19 protein-coding genes and 1 pseudogene are annotated in these 17,896 nt (G+C 60.6%); 5 read left to right on the top strand and 15 right to left on the bottom strand.

Going from position 1 to position 17,896, the window contains the following annotated elements:
- Positions 1-97: 97 nt before the first annotated feature.
- Positions 98-331 carry a hypothetical protein gene (locus EL257_RS15985; RefSeq protein ID WP_126364226.1) on the top strand — a complete coding sequence of 78 codons (234 nt, stop codon included), beginning with the start codon at positions 98-100 and terminating at the stop codon, positions 329-331.
- Positions 332-341: 10 nt separating this feature from the next.
- Here the strand turns inward: EL257_RS15985 and EL257_RS15980 are convergent, their stop codons facing one another.
- The 8 genes from EL257_RS15980 to EL257_RS15945 all read right to left on the bottom strand — a co-directional run bounded on the left by EL257_RS15980 (position 342) and on the right by EL257_RS15945 (position 6,393).
- Positions 342-893, bottom strand: coding sequence for an ATP-dependent Clp protease proteolytic subunit (locus EL257_RS15980; protein ID WP_126364224.1), 552 nt, complete (start codon positions 891-893; stop codon positions 342-344).
- Between the two features lie 85 nt (positions 894-978).
- A complete protein-coding gene (locus EL257_RS15975; RefSeq protein WP_126364222.1) occupies positions 979-1,242 on the bottom strand; it encodes a hypothetical protein in 264 nt (87 codons plus the stop codon).
- A gap of 56 nt (positions 1,243-1,298) precedes the next feature.
- Positions 1,299-1,472, bottom strand: a complete 174-nt coding sequence (locus EL257_RS15970) for a KGG domain-containing protein (protein WP_126364219.1) — start codon at positions 1,470-1,472, stop codon at positions 1,299-1,301.
- 124 nt (positions 1,473-1,596) lie between these two features.
- Positions 1,597-1,779 carry a hypothetical protein gene (locus EL257_RS15965; RefSeq protein ID WP_126364217.1) on the bottom strand — a complete coding sequence of 61 codons (183 nt, stop codon included), beginning with the start codon at positions 1,777-1,779 and terminating at the stop codon, positions 1,597-1,599.
- A 24-nt stretch (positions 1,780-1,803) separates the two neighbouring features.
- Positions 1,804-2,484, bottom strand: coding sequence for a polysaccharide lyase family 7 protein (locus tag EL257_RS15960; RefSeq protein WP_126364215.1), 681 nt, complete (start codon positions 2,482-2,484; stop codon positions 1,804-1,806).
- 54 nt (positions 2,485-2,538) lie between these two features.
- The gene (locus EL257_RS15955; protein ID WP_126364212.1) at positions 2,539-3,840 is read right to left on the bottom strand and encodes an erythromycin esterase family protein; all 1,302 of its coding nucleotides are present in this window, start codon (positions 3,838-3,840) and stop codon (positions 2,539-2,541) included.
- A gap of 24 nt (positions 3,841-3,864) precedes the next feature.
- Entirely contained in the window at positions 3,865-5,187 is a 1,323-nt protein-coding gene (locus tag EL257_RS15950) for an SDR family oxidoreductase (protein ID WP_126364210.1), read from the bottom strand.
- Positions 5,188-5,274: 87 nt separating this feature from the next.
- On the bottom strand, positions 5,275-6,393 hold the full coding sequence (locus EL257_RS15945) for a carboxylate-amine ligase (RefSeq protein WP_126364208.1): 1,119 nt from the start codon (positions 6,391-6,393) through the stop codon (positions 5,275-5,277).
- A 178-nt stretch (positions 6,394-6,571) separates the two neighbouring features.
- Between EL257_RS15945 and EL257_RS15940 the strand changes: the two genes are divergently transcribed.
- Positions 6,572-6,844 carry a hypothetical protein gene (locus EL257_RS15940; RefSeq protein ID WP_126364206.1) on the top strand — a complete coding sequence of 91 codons (273 nt, stop codon included), beginning with the start codon at positions 6,572-6,574 and terminating at the stop codon, positions 6,842-6,844.
- Between the two features lie 10 nt (positions 6,845-6,854).
- Here EL257_RS15940 and EL257_RS15935 read toward each other — a convergent pair whose 3' ends face one another.
- Positions 6,855-7,850, bottom strand: a complete 996-nt coding sequence (locus tag EL257_RS15935) for a ribonuclease Z (RefSeq protein WP_126364203.1) — start codon at positions 7,848-7,850, stop codon at positions 6,855-6,857.
- A 255-nt stretch (positions 7,851-8,105) separates the two neighbouring features.
- Here EL257_RS15935 and EL257_RS15930 point away from each other — a divergent pair, with 255 nt between their 5' ends.
- A complete protein-coding gene (locus tag EL257_RS15930; protein ID WP_232013112.1) occupies positions 8,106-9,140 on the top strand; it encodes a M20/M25/M40 family metallo-hydrolase in 1,035 nt (344 codons plus the stop codon).
- 4 nt (positions 9,141-9,144) lie between these two features.
- Here the strand turns inward: EL257_RS15930 and EL257_RS15925 are convergent, their stop codons facing one another.
- From EL257_RS15925 to EL257_RS15915, 3 genes are read right to left on the bottom strand one after another with little or no spacing between them, the layout of a single operon-like run.
- The gene (locus EL257_RS15925; RefSeq protein WP_126364199.1) at positions 9,145-10,356 is read right to left on the bottom strand and encodes an MFS transporter; all 1,212 of its coding nucleotides are present in this window, start codon (positions 10,354-10,356) and stop codon (positions 9,145-9,147) included.
- A 42-nt stretch (positions 10,357-10,398) separates the two neighbouring features.
- Entirely contained in the window at positions 10,399-11,481 is a 1,083-nt protein-coding gene (locus EL257_RS15920; RefSeq protein ID WP_126364196.1) for a sugar phosphate isomerase/epimerase family protein, read from the bottom strand.
- Entirely contained in the window at positions 11,478-12,659 is a 1,182-nt protein-coding gene (locus EL257_RS15915) for a Gfo/Idh/MocA family protein (protein ID WP_126368160.1), read from the bottom strand. The genes EL257_RS15920 and EL257_RS15915 overlap by 4 nt, the downstream gene beginning before the upstream one ends.
- 171 nt (positions 12,660-12,830) lie before the next feature.
- Between EL257_RS15915 and EL257_RS15910 the strand changes: the two genes are divergently transcribed.
- On the top strand, positions 12,831-13,841 hold the full coding sequence (locus tag EL257_RS15910) for a LacI family DNA-binding transcriptional regulator (RefSeq protein WP_126364194.1): 1,011 nt from the start codon (positions 12,831-12,833) through the stop codon (positions 13,839-13,841).
- A gap of 135 nt (positions 13,842-13,976) precedes the next feature.
- Positions 13,977-14,609 (top strand): isochorismate family cysteine hydrolase YcaC, encoded by a 633-nt coding sequence (gene ycaC / locus EL257_RS15905; protein ID WP_126364192.1) that lies wholly within the window; start codon positions 13,977-13,979, stop codon positions 14,607-14,609.
- Between the two features lie 100 nt (positions 14,610-14,709).
- Here ycaC and EL257_RS15900 read toward each other — a convergent pair.
- From EL257_RS15900 to EL257_RS15890, 3 genes and pseudogenes are all read right to left on the bottom strand, one after another.
- A pseudogene (locus EL257_RS15900) lies at positions 14,710-14,984 on the bottom strand (cell filamentation protein Fic); the annotation flags it as partial.
- Positions 14,981-15,244: a hypothetical protein gene (locus EL257_RS15895; RefSeq protein WP_126364191.1), complete on the bottom strand. Its 264-nt coding sequence runs from the start codon at positions 15,242-15,244 to the stop codon at positions 14,981-14,983. The gene EL257_RS15895 and the pseudogene EL257_RS15900, both read right to left, overlap by 4 nt.
- A gap of 94 nt (positions 15,245-15,338) precedes the next feature.
- Positions 15,339-17,801 (bottom strand): PAS domain-containing protein, encoded by a 2,463-nt coding sequence (locus EL257_RS15890; RefSeq protein ID WP_126364189.1) that lies wholly within the window; start codon positions 17,799-17,801, stop codon positions 15,339-15,341.
- Between the last annotated feature and the right edge of the window lie 95 nt (positions 17,802-17,896).

Genomic DNA, 17,896 nt, shown 5'->3' with positions numbered 1-17,896 from the left:
AGACCGTTGATCCTGCGGGAATACCGACAAGCAGCCACCGATAAAACACTCGCCCGGCCGCGCAAAGCGGCCGGCGTCAATAAGAAGGGTGATGAAGATGAATTGTCTGATTTGTGTCGGCGCGGCGCAGCGTATTCACTGCTCCGGGCCTTGGGAGGAGCGAGATTGCCCGGACTGTGGGCGCTACCGCATTTCCGACGAATTGATCCTGTCGATGATCGACGAAGGACAGATCTTCGACATCAACAGAACCCGTCATTGGCTGGAGAATCAGCGCGCGGAAGTGGCCATCCCGTCGATTGAAACCAGCAAGGCTCTGCTGATGACCTAATGCGCAGGCGTCAGGAGTGGATCGTCGAGGTCACTGAATGCGCGTCCATATGGGGCATTTCGATCGAATGTATCAGGCCGCAATCAAGCGCTTGTTGCGGATTGATGATCCGCGGCGCGGCGATCAGGTATTTTTCCGTCTCCAGTGGCTCCTGAGCGTCCACGGTGCGCTCGGCGACAATGCGCGCGTACAAGTCGAGGTCGTAATCCAGGCTCATCGCGTATTCGGACATGCGCGAGTGATCGACCGAACCCTGTACGTGCCAGTGAAACGGATGAAAAAGAAACTTGCTATGGATGCAGGCCGAACGGTGTTCGCCGGCAAGAAAAATGATATTGCCCATCGATTCGACCGTGCCGAGATTGTGCGTGTGCACCGGGATCGGTAGCGAAAGCAGATAGTTGTACAGAGTAAAACCGTAACTGCATTCACCGCCCATGGTGGCGATGTTGACGATCAATCTGGATGCGTTTTGCTGAACCGCTGCCGAGGCCTTTTCGATCAGTTGGCCGCAGGTGGCCGAGTTGATCGGGGCGGTGAAGTTGATGACGTGAACAGGCATGAGTCACCTCGCAAAAAAAAGGGTGGGGCACCTCGTTTGGTGTGAGTTGATAAGGCTAGCTGAATGTGCGGGCGGGGCGAGCGTCTCAAGAGCCGCGTTCGCAGACCTGACGGCTATGCGTGGCCGTGGAACTGCGCTCCGATTGCCCACTGCCTTGCCGGTGTTCATAGCAGGCACCTTGCGTGGCAACCCGCTCATTGCGGCCGGTTGTCGACGTTTGCGCGCGATGTTCAACAGGGCTATCACTCAACGCGGCGCCTGGCAGTGAAGTCGACTCACACTCGTGAGCCGCTTCTTCGGCTTTCTCCGGACGCGCAGCGCAACACGTATGTTCGATGATGCTTTCCATGATTGGCCTCGTTGGTCATGAAAAAGGGGCAGCAGTGCCGCCCCCAGGGTTGCGGCTTAAGACTTGCGTCCGCCGCTGTGGCTCGACTGGCCACCTTTTTTGCCGGCTTCCGAGGCCTTTTCGCGGTCATTGGCGAAGTTGCCGCTATTGCCGCCGCCCGATTGGCCGCCTTTCTTGCCGCTATCAGAAGAAGCTTTATCATTGCCCTGATTTTTATTACCGGTAGTCATGATAGTTCTCCAACATTAATGAAGGTTCACTGCCGTCCGTAAACGCTACGGACACTAATTCCGATAACCGAAACCGCTAGATCGTTTGGATTGTTTTTGCGTGTCCCGACAAGCGGTGCTGCCATCAACTCTGTGCATCGCGGTCGCGGTCCGCTGGACCTGGCTGAACTCTTGCGCCGCTCTGCTTTGAATCGGTTTCGCGGCTGGCGCGCTGGTCATCGGTCAGGCCGTCCTTGCGATCATCGATCTGCAACTGCTTGTCAGCGATATCGGTGCTGTGTTCGGCGCGTGATTTAGTATCGGTCATGAAAAATCTCCCTCTGAGCAGCGTTCAAGCCGCAGCATGATTGAGTAGCAAATCGTGGATGATGCACACCGAGCCATCGCTCGCGGCGGTGGTGGCGCTGTAATCGATCTGGTTGTAAACGCCGCCATGGAAGTCGAACCGTTGTCCGGCCCAGCTGCTGTCGAGTTGCATGGCGGGTGTCGAGGCGGTGACGCCATTGCTGCTGACCGCCACCAGTACGCGTCCGGCCGAGTTCACATTGATCTCCACTGTGAACGGCACATTGAGCGCGATATTGCTGGCAATGGTGCTATTCACCGGTTCCGCCTGATTGAAGGTCTGGCGAAAGCCCCAGGTGATGCGGTTCTTGTTCCAGAACACCTTGATTGCCGGGCTGTCGTCGCCTTTGACGTGCATTTGCGCAATCACCACTTTTTGCGCGGAATTGACTTGCAGCAACGTCATGGTCTGCCGGTTAACGTGCGTCGCTGCACTTTCCAGCGACCAGTAGATCGGCTCCTTCCACTCGCAACGGGTGCGATGCGTGCTTTTGCTCGACGCCCCCAACGTCGGTGCGCTGAAGCGAATGCTGCCATCCGGCAGGCGGCTGACCACTTCAGGCAAACGGCTCAGGGCGTCGCTGCCCATCAGTTCGAGAGCCACTGGGTTGGTGGCGGAAACCGCGACAGGGGTAGTGATCATCAAACGGCTGATATCGACTGGCATGAGTACCTCCAGAGGGTTGTACAACGAGTTCGAAATGGCGAGCTGCGCTGAGAGTCATAAGCCGAACGGAAACGTATCTTCCTCGTGACTCGACGACTGAGTGGTGTTCAGCGCGGTGATTGCGCGAGTCTCGGCAAACCACAGCCACGCATCGAATTGCTCGCTCAAGGTTGCATCGAAGTAGTGGCTTTGCCGCTCGGTCTGCGGGCGGTAGATCACGCCAATGGCACGCTCCAGGCGCCGGTCAGACAAGGCTTCACGCAGGACAGCGTGATCGTCGTCGCGCCAGTCATACAGCGCTCGCGGTATGTCGGCTTCGGCGCAGGCCCGTTCCCAACTGCGCGGCAGAGCGGGAACGACCTGCTTGATGCGCATCGGTTGATCCCAGTCATCGGCGGCAGCGACGCTGCCGTGGTCCGTGCCCATGCCAATCAGCACGGCGGCGCGCCCGAGTGCTTCGCGACATAACTGGCCCAGCGTCAGCTGACCGCTGTCGCCCATCTCCGTGGCCCGCGCGTCGCCGATGTGCGAGTTGTGCGCCCAGACGACCACTTTGGCGTCGCGTTCCTGTCGCGAGCGCAACGCTTGCAGGGTCTCGAACATATGCCGGTCGCGCAGGTTCCACGATTCGCGGCTGCCTCGGTACATCGCCCGATAATATTGCTCGGCGGCATGCACCACTCGCGCATTCTGCGTGGCGTTGAACAAGGCTTCGCCGTCGTGTTCCATCGCGGTCAAGCGTTGCCCGAGCAATGCCTGCAACTGCTCAAGCACGGCTTCTTCGCAGGTGGCCATGCCGCCCACTTCGGTGAAGTGCCCGTACAACGCCGGCTCATCGTGCCAGGGCAGCAAACAGGCATAACGCTCACGTGCTTCGCGTGCCATTGTCGGGTCAGTGTCTTGCAAATAGCCGAGCACCTCGCGAATCGAGCTGCGCAAGCTGTACACATCGAGGCCGCGAAACTCCACGCGCTGCGTGGCGGCCTGAGTCTGGTTGTACTCGAACAACCAACGCGCGAATGCCTGCACGTCGGTGTTACGCCACATCCACGTGGGGAAACGTGAAAACGCCGCGTCGTGCCAATGCGCGGGTTCGCGGCCGCGCACGCAACGATCGATCTGGTCGGCGTCCGGCCAGTCGGCCTCAACCGCCACCACGGAAAACCCATGGTGTGCGATCAAATGCCGGGTGATCGCCGCCCGCGCCTGATAGAACTCATGAGTGCCGTGACTGGCCTCGCCAATCAACACCACTTGCGCATCGGCGTAGCGGTCGAACAGCGCGGCAAACTCGGCACTGTCAGGGTCGGGCAGCGGTTCGGCGTGCGCCTTCAGAGCGCTGACTAAAGTGTCCATGGTCGATCCTCCTGGCGAGCATCATTAGTCCCGCCGACGCGAGCGATTGACCGCCAACAGACAGCCGCCGACCAACAGCGCCGCGCCGGCAACCAGCCACGCCGAAGGTTTCGCGGGCTGGCGCCAGCCACCTTCGACACGCCGCTGACCGCTGGGCGGCGCGAAAAGATTGCCATCGGAGGTCTGCGAAGCGGGCAGACGTTTAATGGCAAACCGTGTCAGCCAACCTGACACTTGCGGGAAACCCGGCATAAGAAAATGCGCCGCGCGGGCCACGGTCGCGGCGGCGCCGACGGTAGTGGTGGTTCTCGGTTTGATCGCGCATTCGACCATCGCCGCGGCGACGCGATGCGGGTCGTAGACGGGCGCTGGCGGCTTCAGCGCATGACCGGTGTAGTTGGCGCCGTCGCGAAAACCCGGGGTGTCCATGACGGCGGGATAGATGTCGCAAACGTGAATATCTGGCGATCCGACCAGTTCGCCGCGCAGGGCTTCGGTCAAACCGCGCAGACCATATTTGCTCGCTGAATAAGCGGCGGCGAACGGCTGCGCCACCCAACTACCCAGCGACAACGTATTGATCAGCACTCCGCGTTTCTGCGCCTTGAAGTACGGCATCGCCACATAGGCGCCACGCAGATAGCCGAGCAGATCGGTTTGCAAAACCTGTTCGTGCACCTCAAGCGGCGTCTCTTCAAAATTGCCTACCGCGCCGACTCCGGCATTGTTGATCCAGATATCGATACGGCCATCACCGAACTCGGCGGCCTGGGTTGCCAAGGCCTGCATTTGTTCGCTGGACGTGACATCGGTGCGCACGGCCATTGCCGCAGCGCCACGTTCGACGCATTCATCAACGACTTCGGCCAGCGCAACTTCGTCGCGCGCGGCAAGCACCAACCGCGCCCCTTGGTCGGCGAAGGCCTGCGCCGTTGCTCTACCGATGCCGCTGGAGGCACCGGTGATGACCACCAGTTTGCCGGCCAGTGGCGACGTGCGCTCGCGCTGCGTCTGGCGATAATTGTCGATCGATTCTGTGGCCGAGGGCGCACGTTCGGCTTCGGCGCGATACGGGACTGCGCTGAGTTCCAGACGCAAACCGTCATCCAGAATCAACGCCAGATTATCGATCGTGCCGGCGCGCCGGTTGGGGTAGATCGGCTCGCCGGTCGGGTCGAGTTGATCGTAAATGAAGTCCTGTCCCTCGAGCCAACCCACTGCAGTCTGCAATTCCGGGCCCAGGTAATATTTGCCATCAAGAAAAAAACCAGGAAATTGCGGAGCGCGCTCGACGCTTTCAATGACGTAACGTTCGCCAGGTTTCATGCCGGTTGCTGGGGCGATCATGGGTAATCCTCCGTGGGTTGACTCTGGGTAGAGAACGGGGATTTGGCAGGGGTTCCATCCGAAAGAGGAACGGACACGCCCCGGCGATCAGACCGCTGCGGTTTCCTCGAGCAGAAGATCGGCGACGTGAAACAGCGCTGATCGCTTGGAGCGGGGCTGTTGCAAGACTTGATCGAACGCGGCCAATTGCCGGTCGGCGCTGCTGCCCTTGGCGATTATTTCGCGCAGGCGTGGGAACAGGGCTGGCAGGTGCAAGGCGTGCGCGGTCTCGCCAAAGCGCTGCTCGGCGAGCGCCAACCACTGCTCGATCCTACATGCGCCGTCAACACCCACGATGAAACGGCCATGAATGCCCCAGCGCTTGGCCCGCCAACGGTTCTCTTCGAGGATGGCTCGGGCCGTTGGGTCATACGTCGAGCCGGGCCGTGCTTGCGCGCTGGCGTGCGCGACCAGGATGCGAAAAAACGCAGCGAGTGCCAGCGCGTCTTCCACACGCGGGCAAGCGTCGGTCATGCGCAACTCGATAGTCGGGAAGCGTGCCGCCGGGCGGACGCCCCACCAGCATTCGCAAGGCTGAGTGATGGCGCCAATGCGCGTCAGCTGCGCCACATATTCGTCATATTCATGCTGATCGGCGAACAGCGGCGCAATGCCCATGCGCGGCCATTGATCACAGTATGTCTGCCTATAACTCATGAAGCCGCTGTCAGCGCCATCCCATAACGGCGAAGAGCAACTGAGCGCGAGCAGCAGCGGCGTCCATGGCAGCACTTCATTCATCACGCGGACGCGATCCACAGACGCGGTCACCTCCACATGCACATGCAGACCACACAGCACGCTGCGCCGAGCGACGTGGCCGTAGGTCTTGAACAGATGCTGAAAGTGCGCTTCGTCGGTGGCGAGTTGTTCGCGCCAATCCGCCAGCGGATGGCTGCCAGCGCAGAGCAAGCCCAAGGCGAACGGCTGCACTGCATTAATCAATCTGGCGCGCGCATTGCGCAAGTAATCTTCGGCCTCAATGAAATCACTGAAGATCGGCGAAGCCACTTCGATCTGACCCTGAAACATCTCCGTCGCAAACGCTGAGCCCAGCGCCGCTCTGCATGCTTTGATCACCCTGGGTTCCGGGCTGCCGACCATCCTGCGGGTTGTCAGGTCGGTGAAAAAATATTCTTCTTCAATGCCAAATCGCGGTTGGGCCATGTGGCTTGCTCTCAGGGCTGAAGCTTTCGGAGTCAGTGTTTTTACTGGGAGCGTTCTGAGCCATCAGTGGTTCAGGCGAATTGACCGGATGCACTGCGGGCGCCGTTCGTCCTTTGCATTGCACTTGCAACCCGATGGTTATTCCAAAGGATTCGATCCACGCGATTTGGAGGTAATCATGAACAATTCATCGCGCCCAGATACGCCGCTCGAAGAAAACGTGAACCCGAATGATGACGGCTTCGTCCTCGGCACTGCCGGCCGCGACGAAGACCCGAATGCCACGACCGACGGCAACCGGCTACCGGAAAGTGGCGAGGTCATGACCCCGGACGATACTCGTGGGCTGCCCGGTTACCCTGGGGCTGAAGAGAGTGCGCCATCACGCAAGCCCGGCGACGCGGCCAAGGATGACGCAGCGTCGGCGCAGGACAACGAAGGCGCCGATTGAACCCGTTCAATTACCCTTGAGCGTCGTTGCGCGGTGGTTTGCGCTCGCTGGAAACCGGCTGCAAATGTCCCTCGCGGTCGAGGTGATAGCGCTGCAGATCGCGCGCCAGAATCAGTTGGCCGTGATAGTGGGTCGCCGCTTCGTTGCGCACATCCTCGATCGACGGGCTCTGCGCAGGATTGGCCTGGTACCGCGCGCTGAAGTGGGTCAGCACCAGGTTGCGCACACCCGCCGCTTCGGAAAAACCGGCGATGGCAGCGGCGCTGGTGTGGCCGTAACTGGCGCGCGTGCGGTCGATCGCCGCTTGCACGAACGTCGACTCATGGACGAGCACATCCGCTGAAGCCGCCACGTCGGCTAGCAATTCGGGCCGGTCGTTGTCGCCGCAGACAATAATCCGCCGGTCGGGACGGGCCCTGAGCAGATAGTCCCGCGCGCGCAACCAGTCGCCGCCATGCTCCACGTCCTGGCCGTGAGCGAGTTGCCCCCACAGCGGGCCGCGCGCGATCCCCTCGGCATCCAGACGTAGCACATCGAGGCGCGGCTCGGGATCGGATTCGGTGAAGACATAGCCGTGGCACGGGACGCGGTGTGACAGTTCGACGGTCGTCACGTGGACGTTGCCGTGACGCCACTCGCTCAGGCTTTCCACGGCATGCAATTGAATGTCGAACGACAGGTGCGAGTGAGTGACCGAAAGGCTCAGCGTGAGCCAAGGATGCAAGGCTGCCGGCAGGACAATGTCCAGCGCTCGGGTGCGCCCGGCCATGCTGGCGCTCGCCAGCAGACCCGGCAACCCCAGACAGTGATCACCGTGAACATGGGTGATGAAAACCGCGCGCAGCTCGTTCAACGACAGGGGCGTGCGCAACACCTGATGCTGCGTGGCCTCGCCACAATCGATCAGATACCAGCCTTTGCCCGAAGTCTCGATCAAGGCCGTAGCGCTGACGTTGCGCTGGCGCGTCGGCGCGCCGGCAGAGGTGCCAAGAAACAACAAGTCCACGGTGGTTCTCCATTGCCGCAAATCGGTGGGGATGCCCATATCGACAACGCATTTGGCGCTCGGTATCCATGCGAAATGACCACGATCACATCAATCGCGGTGAATTTTTACGCGCTTCCAGGCCCTAAATTTCAACAGATGATTTCGAGGCGATACACAAGGAGGCAGAGCATGTCACACAGCCAGGCGCAGCCGCCGCGCGCGGTAGATCAAGCACAGGAGACTGACACCGTCGAGTTGCTGAGCCGATTGTTGATGGCCCGCGGGCCCGGTGGCCAGGAAGATGAAGTGCGGGCGATTTGCCTGGAGCAGCTGCAACAGCATTGCGACGAATGCTGGACCGATCCGGCCGGCAATGTCATCGGTCTGCTTAAGGGCCATGAGGCTGATCCGCAGGCGCGCCATGCTGTACGGATCATGGGACACATGGATGAAATTGCCATGGTCGTCAAACGCGTCGAAGCCGATGGCACGTTGCGCGTGGTCGCGCTTGGCGGCGCCAATCCGGTGAACTTCGGGGTGTGTCCGGTCGACATTCTTGGCGACCGCGAAACGCTGCCGGGTGTGCTGTCGTTCGGCTCAATGCACGCGACCACGGGCTCGCCGCAAGGGCAGGATGTGCTCAGTGGCGCGGTGCATTGGGAAGACGTGCACGTGATAACCCGCCTCGATACGCAAACCTTGCAGCGCTTGGGCGTGCGCCCCGGCACGCGGGTGGTGTTGAGTCAGCATTGGCGCGCACCGTTTCGTGTCGGCGATGCGATCGCCGCGCATTTTCTCGATGACCGCGCGCCGGTGGTGGCCATGCTGCAAGCGGTGGCGCAACTGCGCGAACGTCGTAGCCAGTTGCGCTACGACGCTTATTTCGTGTTCACCACACTCGAAGAAGAAAGCAACGCCGGCGCCATGTACGCCGCTTCGCACTTGCCGGGCGACATCACCATTGCCGTCGAAGTCGGCCCGGTCATGAGCGAATACGCCACGCGACTGAGTGTCGATCCGATCATCGACAGCGGCGATCAGAAGGGCTACTACTCGCGCGGCGTGGTGGCGGCGCTGGCGGATGCAGCGAGGCGCGGCGGCTACGATCCGCAGTTCGCATTGCTGGTGGATTTCGCCTCTGATGCCAGCGCGGTGATGAGCGCGGGCATCAGCGCCCAGGCCGGTTGTGTGGCGATCCCGACGGAGAACACCCACGGCTTCGAATTGGTGGTGGACGGTGCGATTGAAGCGTGCGCGGCGACGTTGGTGGAGTATCTGACCGCCGCGCAAGCCATGGGCGAAGAGTAAAGGCCTACGGCGCCGTGGTAGCCACCGCGCCTTTGGCATGATTGCCTCCCTTGAACGCCAGCCCAAAACACAGCAGGACGATCAGCGCGAAGCCGGCCGGGAACAGCCAGATGCTTTGCCAGTCGTGACCGTTGGCGGAAGTGAAGTGGTCGGTGATCTGCCCGGCAATCCAGAAGCCGATCAACATTCCCAGGCCGTAGGTCGCCAACGTGATCAGGCCTTGCGCCGAACTGCGGAAGCGTTCAGGCGCTTTGGCATCGGTATAGATCTGCCCGGAAACGAAGAAAAAGTCGTAGCACACCCCGTGCAAGGCAATGCCGATCAGCAACATGAAAGCCTGGTCGCCATTGTTGCCGTAGGCGAAGAGGGCGAACAAGGCGACCTTGATGCCGAAGCGTTGAATGAACAACGGCAGCAGGAGCATGAACAGCACTTCGGATACCTGACCGATGGCCATCTTCGCCGTCGGGTTGGTCACACCGAGTTCGGCGAGAAACGGATTGGCGTTCTGGTAATAAAACGCCAGCGGAATGCAGATCAGAATGGACGCAAGGAAGAACACCAGATAGCTGCGATCCTTGAGCAACCCCAACGCATCAACGCCGAGCATCTGTTTGAGGCTCGGCGAGCCGCTGGCGGATTTCAACGGAGCGGTTGCCGGCAGGCTGAAGCTGTACAACCCCAGCAGCAGGGAGGCGAGTGCCGACATCAAAAAGGTGTTGCGCAACGCGCCGGCCGCGATGGCTTGCTGCGAATCCCAGGCAAACATGAAACTGATCACCAGACCGGCGACGATCCAGCCAACCGTGCCCCAGACGCGAATGCGCGAGAATTCCAGCGCAGGGTCTTTGATCTGCCGGAACGCTACGGCGTTGACCAGTGCCAACGTCGGCATGTAGATCATCATATAGGCCAGCACATAGGGATAAAAAACGCTGAAGTCCGCCGCCCGATACAACTGAAACAGCAGCACCGCGCCGAGCAGATGCAGCACGGCGAGGATGCGTTCGGCATTGAAGAAGCGGTCGGCGATCAGCCCGATGACGAAAGGCGCCAGGATCGCGCCCCACGACTGCGTCGAGAACGCCATGCCCACTTGGCTGCCGGTTGCCGACAGAGTGCTGGAGAGGAAAGTGCCGAGGGTGACGAACCAGCCACCCCAGATAAAGAACTGCAAAAACATCATGACGCTGAGTCGGGCATTCATTACGTTCATTTCAATCACCGTTTTATTGTTATGTCGGTAACCGCTGTTGAATCACTGGTCGCCAAGGCCCAGCAAGCGTCGGTTGGAGTGTTCGTCGGCGGTCACGCCAGCGAAATCGTCGAAGGCTTTTTCCGTTCGAGTGATCATGTGTCGTTCGATGAACGCCGCACCTTCAGCCGCGCCTTGTGCGGAGTCCTTCAGGCAGCATTCCCATTCCAGAACGGCCCAGCCGTTGAAGCCGTACTGGGTCAACTTGCTGAAGATCGACTTGAAATCGATCTGGCCGTCACCCAGTGAACGGAACCGGCCCGGGCGCTCGACCCAGCCCTGATAACCGCCGTAAACGCCAGAGCGCGCATCCGGCCGGAACTCGGCATCCTTCACATGGAACATGCGAATGCGCGAGTGATAGCGATCAATGAAGCCCAGATAGTCCATTTGTTGCAGCAGCAAATGGCTCGGGTCATACAGGATCGCGGCGCGCGGATGATGATTCACCGCTTCGAGGAAACGCTCGAAGGAGGCGCCGTCATGCAGGTCTTCGCCGGGATGGATTTCGTAGCACAGGTCGACGCCGGCCTCTTCGAAACAGTCGAGAATCGGTAGCCAGCGCTGCGCCAGTTCGGCGAAACCCAGCTCGACCAAACCGGCGGGGCGCTGCGGCCAAGGGTAAACGTAAGGCCAGAGCAGCGCGCCGGAAAAAGTCGCATGGGCGTTCAGACCCAGACGCCGACTCGCGCGCGCGGCCAGTTTCAACTGTTCGATCGCCCATTCCGTGCGCTGCTGCGGTTTGCCGCGCAGCGCTTCGGGGGCGAAGTCATCGAAGAGGCTGTCGAACGCCGGATGCACTGCGACCAACTGGCCTTGCAGGTGCGTCGATAATTCGCTGATCACCACGCCGGCGCGAGCGCAGACGGCAATCAGTTCGTCGCAATACTGCTGATCGTCGGCGGCGCGCTGCAGATCAATGTAGCGCGTGCCCGACGTCGGCAACTGGATGGCTTTATAGCCTTGCGATGCGGCCCATTGCGCGATGTTTTCCAGCGTGTCGAAAGGCGCCTGATCCGAAATGAATTGCGCGAGAAAAATGCCAGGGCCGCGCAGGCCGGTGGTGCGGGTTGCTTCGTTGTTCATGACGCTGCTCCTGTGGGCAGATCGGGAATTTCGCTCCACTTGGCTGCGCCGTGATGGTTGATCAGTGCGGTTTCGATGAACGCCATGCCGCGCCATCCCGTGTCGATGCCCGGCACGCCGGGTGCGCCAGGGCCGTTCGATCCTTTCAGGATGGCCTGCGCCAGATCGCCATAAAGATTGGCCATGGCTTCCAGATAACCTTCCGGGTGCCCGGCGGGCAGGCGCATGCGCTGGGTCGCCGCTGCGCACAGCCACGCTTGGCCGACCCCGGAACGCAACACGCGCATGGGTTCGTTCAACGGCCGGTGAATCAGGCTGGCGGGCTCTTCCTGGCGCCATTCCAGTCCGCCCTTGTCGCCGTACAAACGGATCTTCAGCGGATTCTCTTCGCCGGCGCAGACCTGACTGGCAATCAACACGCCGCTGGCGCCGTCGCTCATCTTGAACAGCATCGACGCATCATCGTCGAGCTGCCGGCCGCTGACGTGCGAGCCGAGCATCGCGCTGATGAAGCGGATCTGCTGACCGGCGACGAATTCCGCGAGGGAAAATGCATGGGTGCCGATGTCGCCGATGCAGCCGCCAATCCCGGATTGCTCGGGGTTATCACGCCAACCCGCCTGTTTGTTGCCTTGCCCGGCAACGTCGGTGCTGAGCCAGCCTTGCGGGTATTCGACGAGCACTTTGCGCAGCTCGCCAATGGCGCCGCTGGCGACCATCTCCCGCGCCTGCCAGACCATCGGATAGCCCAGGTAGGTATGGGCGAGGCCGTAGATTCGCTGGCTGCGGGCAACCGTGTCGCGCAAGGCCTGCACTTCGGCCAGATTGAGCGCGGCGGGTTTCTCGCTGAACACATGGAAACCGCTGCGCAGGGCCTGCTCGGCAATCGGCGCGTGCAAGTGATTGGGTGTGACGATAACCAGCAATTCCATGCGCTGATCGGCCGGCAGCGCACTCTCGGCGGCGAGCAGGGTTTGCCAGCTGTCATAACAGCGTTCCGCTGGCAGGCCCAAGGCGGCGGCGGTGCGCTGATTGTTCTGCGGATCACGGCTGAACGCGCCGCACGTCAGGGCGAAGCGGCCATCGAGGCCAGCCGCCTGGCGGTGCGCTTGCGCGATGAAAGCACCTTCGCCGCCGCCGACGAAGCCCATTCTGATTTTTCGTGCAGCAGCGTTCATGGCGTTTTTCTCTTTGGATTCAGGCATGACACGGTTCATGATGTAACCGGTTACATCGTTGGCGAAATCTAGGCTCGATCTGCGCGGCTGTCAAACGCTGTTGAAGGTTTTGGCGTTGCTCGGTGTTGCGGTAAGCTCGGCGCCTGATTGCACTGAAAGCACGAGGTGGTCTTGTCCAATATCCGCGAAGTAGCTCGGCTGGCCGGGGTTTCGGTGGCGACCGTGTCGAGGACTCTGACGTCCCCGGAGCGCGTCTTGCCGCAAACCCGCGATCGGGTCAACGCAGCTGTCGAGCAAGCGGGGTATCGTCCAAATCTGATGGCGGTGCAATTTCGCTCACGCCGCACCGGCAATCTGGTGATTTTGGTGCCGACGATTACCAACACGTTTTTCGCCCGTGTCATCAGCGGCGCGCAAAAGGCTGCGCAGGCGGCCGGTTACCGGTTGTTGCTGTGCGACACCCAGGGCCGCGAAGAACTCGAGCGACAGTTCGCCGATCTCGTGCATGCGCATCAAGCGGATGGCGTCATCCAGTTGCGCGCCTATGATCCTTTCGAACATTCCAGCCCCGGCGCGGACCTGCCGCCAATCGTCAACGCCTGTGAAGTGAATCGGGAAGGGCGCTTTCCGACCATCAGCCTCGACAACTTTGCCGCGGCCAAAGCGATGACCCAACACCTGCTGGCGCTGGGGCATCGACGCATCGGACTGATCAAGGGTTCGAAAGGCAGCCCACTGACTCGCGAGCGTTTGGCGGGGTACGAAGCGGCGCTGCACGAGGCCGGCGTGCCGTTCGACGAGGCGCTGGTCTGCCACGGCAATTTCAGCCTCGACGCAGGTTTCGCAGGGGCGGCAACGATGTTGGCCTTGGCGCAGCGGCCCAGCGCATTGTTCTGTGAAAACGACGAAATGGCCATCGGTGCCCTGAAACGCCTCAAACAAGAAGGCCTGCGCGTTCCGCAAGACATCTCTGTGGTGGGCTTCGACGACATTCCAATGGCCGCGTACTGCGACCCGCCGCTGACGACCATCGCCCAACCGGCGGAAACCTTTGGTGAAAAAGCCGTCGAGATGCTGATTGCGCTGATCGAAAAGCAGCCGTTGCCGGCGCGCCATATCGTGCTGCCATTCGAACTGACCCCGCGCAGCAGTGCCGCGCGCTGGAGCGAGGCCGGCGACTGACGCATTGCGAGATTGTCCCTTTTGAGTTGACGGTGAAACGCGTTTCAGCCGATTTATCCCTCAGCGTTGCGTCCGTAATCTGTACCCAACTTGAACGCAACAACAAACTTCAAAAACTCAAAAGGGATGAACACCATGACCACGCCAACCTACAACCGCCTGAACAAAGACGACGCTATCGTGCTGCTGGTTGACCACCAGACCGGGCTGATTTCGCTGGTGCAGGACTTCTCGCCGAACGAGTTCAAAAACAACGTGCTGGCCCTGGCTGATCTGGCCAAGTTCTTCAACTTGCCGACCATTCTCACCACCAGTTTCGAACAAGGCCCGAACGGTCCGCTGGTGCCGGAACTGAAAGAGATGTTCCCGGACGCGCCGTACATCGCTCGCCCTGGCCAGATCAACGCCTGGGACAACGAAGACTTCGTCAAAGCGATCAAAGCCACCGGGCGCAAGCAGATCATTATTGCCGGTGTGGTCACCGACGTGTGCGTAGCGTTCCCGACTTTGTCGGCGCTGGCGGAAGGCTTCGATGTGTTTGTGGTCACCGACGCCTCCGGCACCTTCAACACCACCGTGCAACAAGCCGCGTGGAGCCGCATGACGCAGGCCGGCGCACAGATGATGAACTGGTTCTCGGTAGCCTGTGAGCTGCACCGCGACTGGCGCAACGACATTGAAGGCTTGGGTAATCTGCTGTCGCAGCGGATTCCGAACTACCGCAACCTGATGAACAGCTACACGGCGCTGACTGCTCAGCAGAAATAAGCCGAGCCGAGCGAAAACCAAAGCCTGCCCTCAAAAGCAGGCTTTTTTTCGTATTAAAGTTCAAGTTGCCCAATGAATATCGCGAGGTGATGTAATGGGCATCTTCTTTCGAACCTGTGTACACCGCGAGATGGGGAACCAGTTCGTTTCGGTCTTTTCCCGCCCATGGATAAAAGGCGGAAAAGAGAATTTCATGGGTTTTGAGGACAGCTTTGGAGTCGATCGTTTTTTCTTGGCCAGATAGGCGAGGGCGTCTTCGAGACTGGCTCCAAAGGAGAGATGCTCAGACTCTTTGACTTCGATAGGGTTTTTCAGTTTGAGCGAGTTTTGAAGATAACCTTCAGTGTCGAAATCGCCGAAGGGGTCGAAAGTCATGCGCTAAGCCGCCTCTTGGAGCGTCTTTTCTCCTCAAGGTAGCGTCCTTGAAGAACCATGATTTCTGTCTTGTTCAGGACGCCTTTGCGCTTCAGGTTGACGAGCAACTGCTCAACCGCATCCAGCTCGACCGCATCGCCAGCCAAAGCTGTAATGGTCACCGCCATCCGGCTCAAACTGTCACGTTCAGCGGTCACCTTGTGCTTTTCGGCGAGCTGACGGACCTCGCTTGCTACGCCTGCAGTGTCTGAACCCGTCATGTGACCCCCCTTCTTTTGTTAACCACAGCGTAGCATGGTGCCGCAGCAGCAGATTTATCAGTCAGCGCCGTAAATCAGCTTGGCCGGCAACCCCTCAGTCGAAACCGGCAGCGAGCAAACCGCTGACGCGTGACACCAGCGTGTCGACGGCGAAAGGCTTGGTCAGCACTTGCATCCCTGGCCCGAGCTGGCCGCTGCCGATCACTGAATTTTCCGCATACCCGGTGATGAACAGGGTTTTCAGTTGCGGGCGGATTTGCCGGCCCGCATCGGCCATCTGCCGGCCATTCATGCCGCCCGGCAAGCCGACATCGGTGATCAGCAAATCGATGACCGCGCTCGAGCGCAATACTTCCAGTCCTTCGACGCTGTCGGCGGCCTCGAGCAGGTTGTAGCCAAGATCCTTGAGCACATCTTTGAGCAGCAAGCGCACCGAGGATTCATCGTCGACGACGAGGATGGTTTCGCCCGCGCGGGCGTGCGCTGTGGCTGTGCTGTGGATGTCATCGCGAGGGCGCTGCGCCTCACCGCGATAGCGCGGCAGGTAAATGCACATTTCGGTGCCCTGACCGACTCGTGACTGGACACGCACCTGGCCGCCGGATTGTTTGGTGAAACCGTAAATCATCGACAGCCCCAGCCCAGTGCCTTGGCCCAACGGTTTGGTGGTGAAGAACGGGTCGAAAGCCTTGGCGATGACGTCGGCGCTCATGCCGGCGCCGGTGTCTCTGACGCACAAACACAGGTATTGCCCTGCAGGGATGTCCAGCGCGCGTGCCGATTCGCTGTCCAGCGTGCGATTGGCAGTTTCCACGGTTATGTTGCCGCCATCGGGCATGGCATCACGGGCGTTGATGCACAGGTTCAGCAACGCGTTTTCCAGTTGACTGGCATCCACCAGGGCCGGCCATAGATCGGCTGCAGCGACGGTGTTCAGGCGGATGCTCGGGCCGACGGTGCGCTGGATCAGCTCGGTTATGCCGGCAATCAACGAGTTGATTTCCGTGGGCCGTGGATCAAGCGTCTGACGTCGGGAGAAGGCCAGCAAACGATGGGTCAGGGCGGTTGCACGTCTGGCCGCGTCCTGGGCAATCAGCATGTATTTGTCGACGTCGTTGAGCCGGCCCTGGGCGATGCGTTTGTCCATCAGTTCCAGCGAGGCGCAGATGCCTGCCAGCAAATTGTTGAAGTCATGCGCCAGGCCTCCTGTGAGTTGGCCGACGGCTTCCATCTTCTGCGACTGGCGGAGCTTTTCCTCGGCTTGCATCAGCTCTGCGGTGCGCGCCGATACCCGTTGTTCGAGGGTGTCGTTGAGCGCCTGCAAGGCAGCAGTGACCCGGTCACGCTCGGCTTCGACATTGCGCCGGTCTTCAACATCGATCAGCACGCCGGGAAAGCGCATCGGCGTGCCGTCCTCGGCGCATTCGACGCGGCCGTTCGCTTCGATCCAGGTGTAATTTCCGTCCGCGCCGAGCACGCGATACTGGTGCGAATAAGCACCGCCGCGGGCAATCACTTCGTTGATCGCGCAGGTCAGGCCATCGCGGTCGTCGGGGTGCACGCTCATCGCCACTTGCGCCAGGCTCAGACCATCGCGACCCAGTGCCGGATCGAGGTTGAAGACTTGGGCAAACGCTTCATCCACCGAAAAGCGATCCGAGGGCAGGTGCCAATGCCAGGTGCCGATGATCGCGCCCGCGGCGAGGGCCAGTTGCACGCGTTCGACGTTCTCGCGCGCGACCGCTTCGCTGATGCGCAAACGCTCCTGCGCATTGCGGCGCTCGGTGACGTCGCTGAAGAAAATTCCAATCTGTCGGTGCGCCGGGTCGCCGACACGAACGGCGCGCACATCGAACCAGCGTTCAAAGGTGTTGGCGTAACTTTCGAAGTTCGCCGGCTCACCGGTCTTGGCCACATGACCGTAGGTTTCGAACCAGAATTTTTCCAGATTGGGCGCGAACTCGGTCACCCACTTGCCGCGCAGGTTGACGCCCGCCTGGCGTTCGAAGGCCGGGTTGGCCTCGACGAAGAAGTAATCGATGGGGTGGTCGTCGGCGTCGAATTTGACGTCGACGATGGCGAACGCCGTCTCGATGGTTTCCAGGATCGCGCTGAAGCGCTCTTCGCTTTGGCGCAGTGCGGTCTCGGCACTGCGCGAGCGGGTGAGGTCGAGCATCGCGCCGATCATGCGCTCCGCCTGACCCTCGGCATTGCGGATCAGATGACCGCGATCGAGCACTTCGGCGTACGAGCCGTCATGGCAGAGAAAGCGGTATTCAGCGCTCCAGGTGCTGCCGGAGCCGTCGATCGCCGAGCGAATCGAACTCGTCACGCGCGCGCGATCCTGCGTGTGAATCTGCGCAAATCGCCAGTCGCAGGTTGGCTCGATGGCCGTGGGCGCAAAGCCGTACGCCTGTTGCAGGGAGTCGTTCCAGATGACCTGGTCGGTTTTCAGATCCCAGTCCCAGACGGCGTCGCACGTCGCCTCGACCGCCAGGCGCAGGCGTGTGACCTCGGACTCAAGCTCCGCGCGAGTAAGCTGTTTCAGGATCTCCACTCCTCATGGCGTATTGATGATTTGCTGTGCATTGGATCTGCGCCTGTCACGAACACCTTCTGCTGCACACGCTGACTGACCCATGGACACGGGGC

The sequence above is a fragment of the Pseudomonas fluorescens genome (assembly GCF_900636825.1).
Lineage (GTDB): Bacteria > Pseudomonadota > Gammaproteobacteria > Pseudomonadales > Pseudomonadaceae > Aquipseudomonas > Aquipseudomonas fluorescens_BG.
The sequence above is the reverse complement of the archived record's forward strand: the minus strand, read 5'-3'. Positions and strand labels throughout refer to the sequence as shown.

Coding starts and splice junctions, on each gene's coding strand:
- EL257_RS15955 (WP_126364212.1), bottom strand. CDS start 3,840: ATGGACACTTTAGTCAGCGCTCTGAAGGCGCACGCCGAACCGCTGCCC.
- EL257_RS15940 (WP_126364206.1), top strand. CDS start 6,572: ATGAACAATTCATCGCGCCCAGATACGCCGCTCGAAGAAAACGTGAAC.
- EL257_RS15975 (WP_126364222.1), bottom strand. CDS start 1,242: ATGGAAAGCATCATCGAACATACGTGTTGCGCTGCGCGTCCGGAGAAA.
- ycaC (WP_126364192.1), top strand. CDS start 13,977: ATGACCACGCCAACCTACAACCGCCTGAACAAAGACGACGCTATCGTG.
- EL257_RS15915 (WP_126368160.1), bottom strand. CDS start 12,659: ATGAACGCTGCTGCACGAAAAATCAGAATGGGCTTCGTCGGCGGCGGC.
- EL257_RS15960 (WP_126364215.1), bottom strand. CDS start 2,484: ATGCCAGTCGATATCAGCCGTTTGATGATCACTACCCCTGTCGCGGTT.
- EL257_RS15920 (WP_126364196.1), bottom strand. CDS start 11,481: ATGAACAACGAAGCAACCCGCACCACCGGCCTGCGCGGCCCTGGCATT.
- EL257_RS15970 (WP_126364219.1), bottom strand. CDS start 1,472: ATGACTACCGGTAATAAAAATCAGGGCAATGATAAAGCTTCTTCTGAT.
- EL257_RS15945 (WP_126364208.1), bottom strand. CDS start 6,393: ATGGCCCAACCGCGATTTGGCATTGAAGAAGAATATTTTTTCACCGAC.
- EL257_RS15980 (WP_126364224.1), bottom strand. CDS start 893: ATGCCTGTTCACGTCATCAACTTCACCGCCCCGATCAACTCGGCCACC.
- EL257_RS15950 (WP_126364210.1), bottom strand. CDS start 5,187: ATGATCGCCCCAGCAACCGGCATGAAACCTGGCGAACGTTACGTCATT.
- EL257_RS15985 (WP_126364226.1), top strand. CDS start 98: ATGAATTGTCTGATTTGTGTCGGCGCGGCGCAGCGTATTCACTGCTCC.
- EL257_RS15925 (WP_126364199.1), bottom strand. CDS start 10,356: ATGAACGTAATGAATGCCCGACTCAGCGTCATGATGTTTTTGCAGTTC.
- EL257_RS15895 (WP_126364191.1), bottom strand. CDS start 15,244: ATGACGGGTTCAGACACTGCAGGCGTAGCAAGCGAGGTCCGTCAGCTC.
- EL257_RS15965 (WP_126364217.1), bottom strand. CDS start 1,779: ATGACCGATACTAAATCACGCGCCGAACACAGCACCGATATCGCTGAC.
- EL257_RS15930 (WP_232013112.1), top strand. CDS start 8,106: ATGGCCCGCGGGCCCGGTGGCCAGGAAGATGAAGTGCGGGCGATTTGC.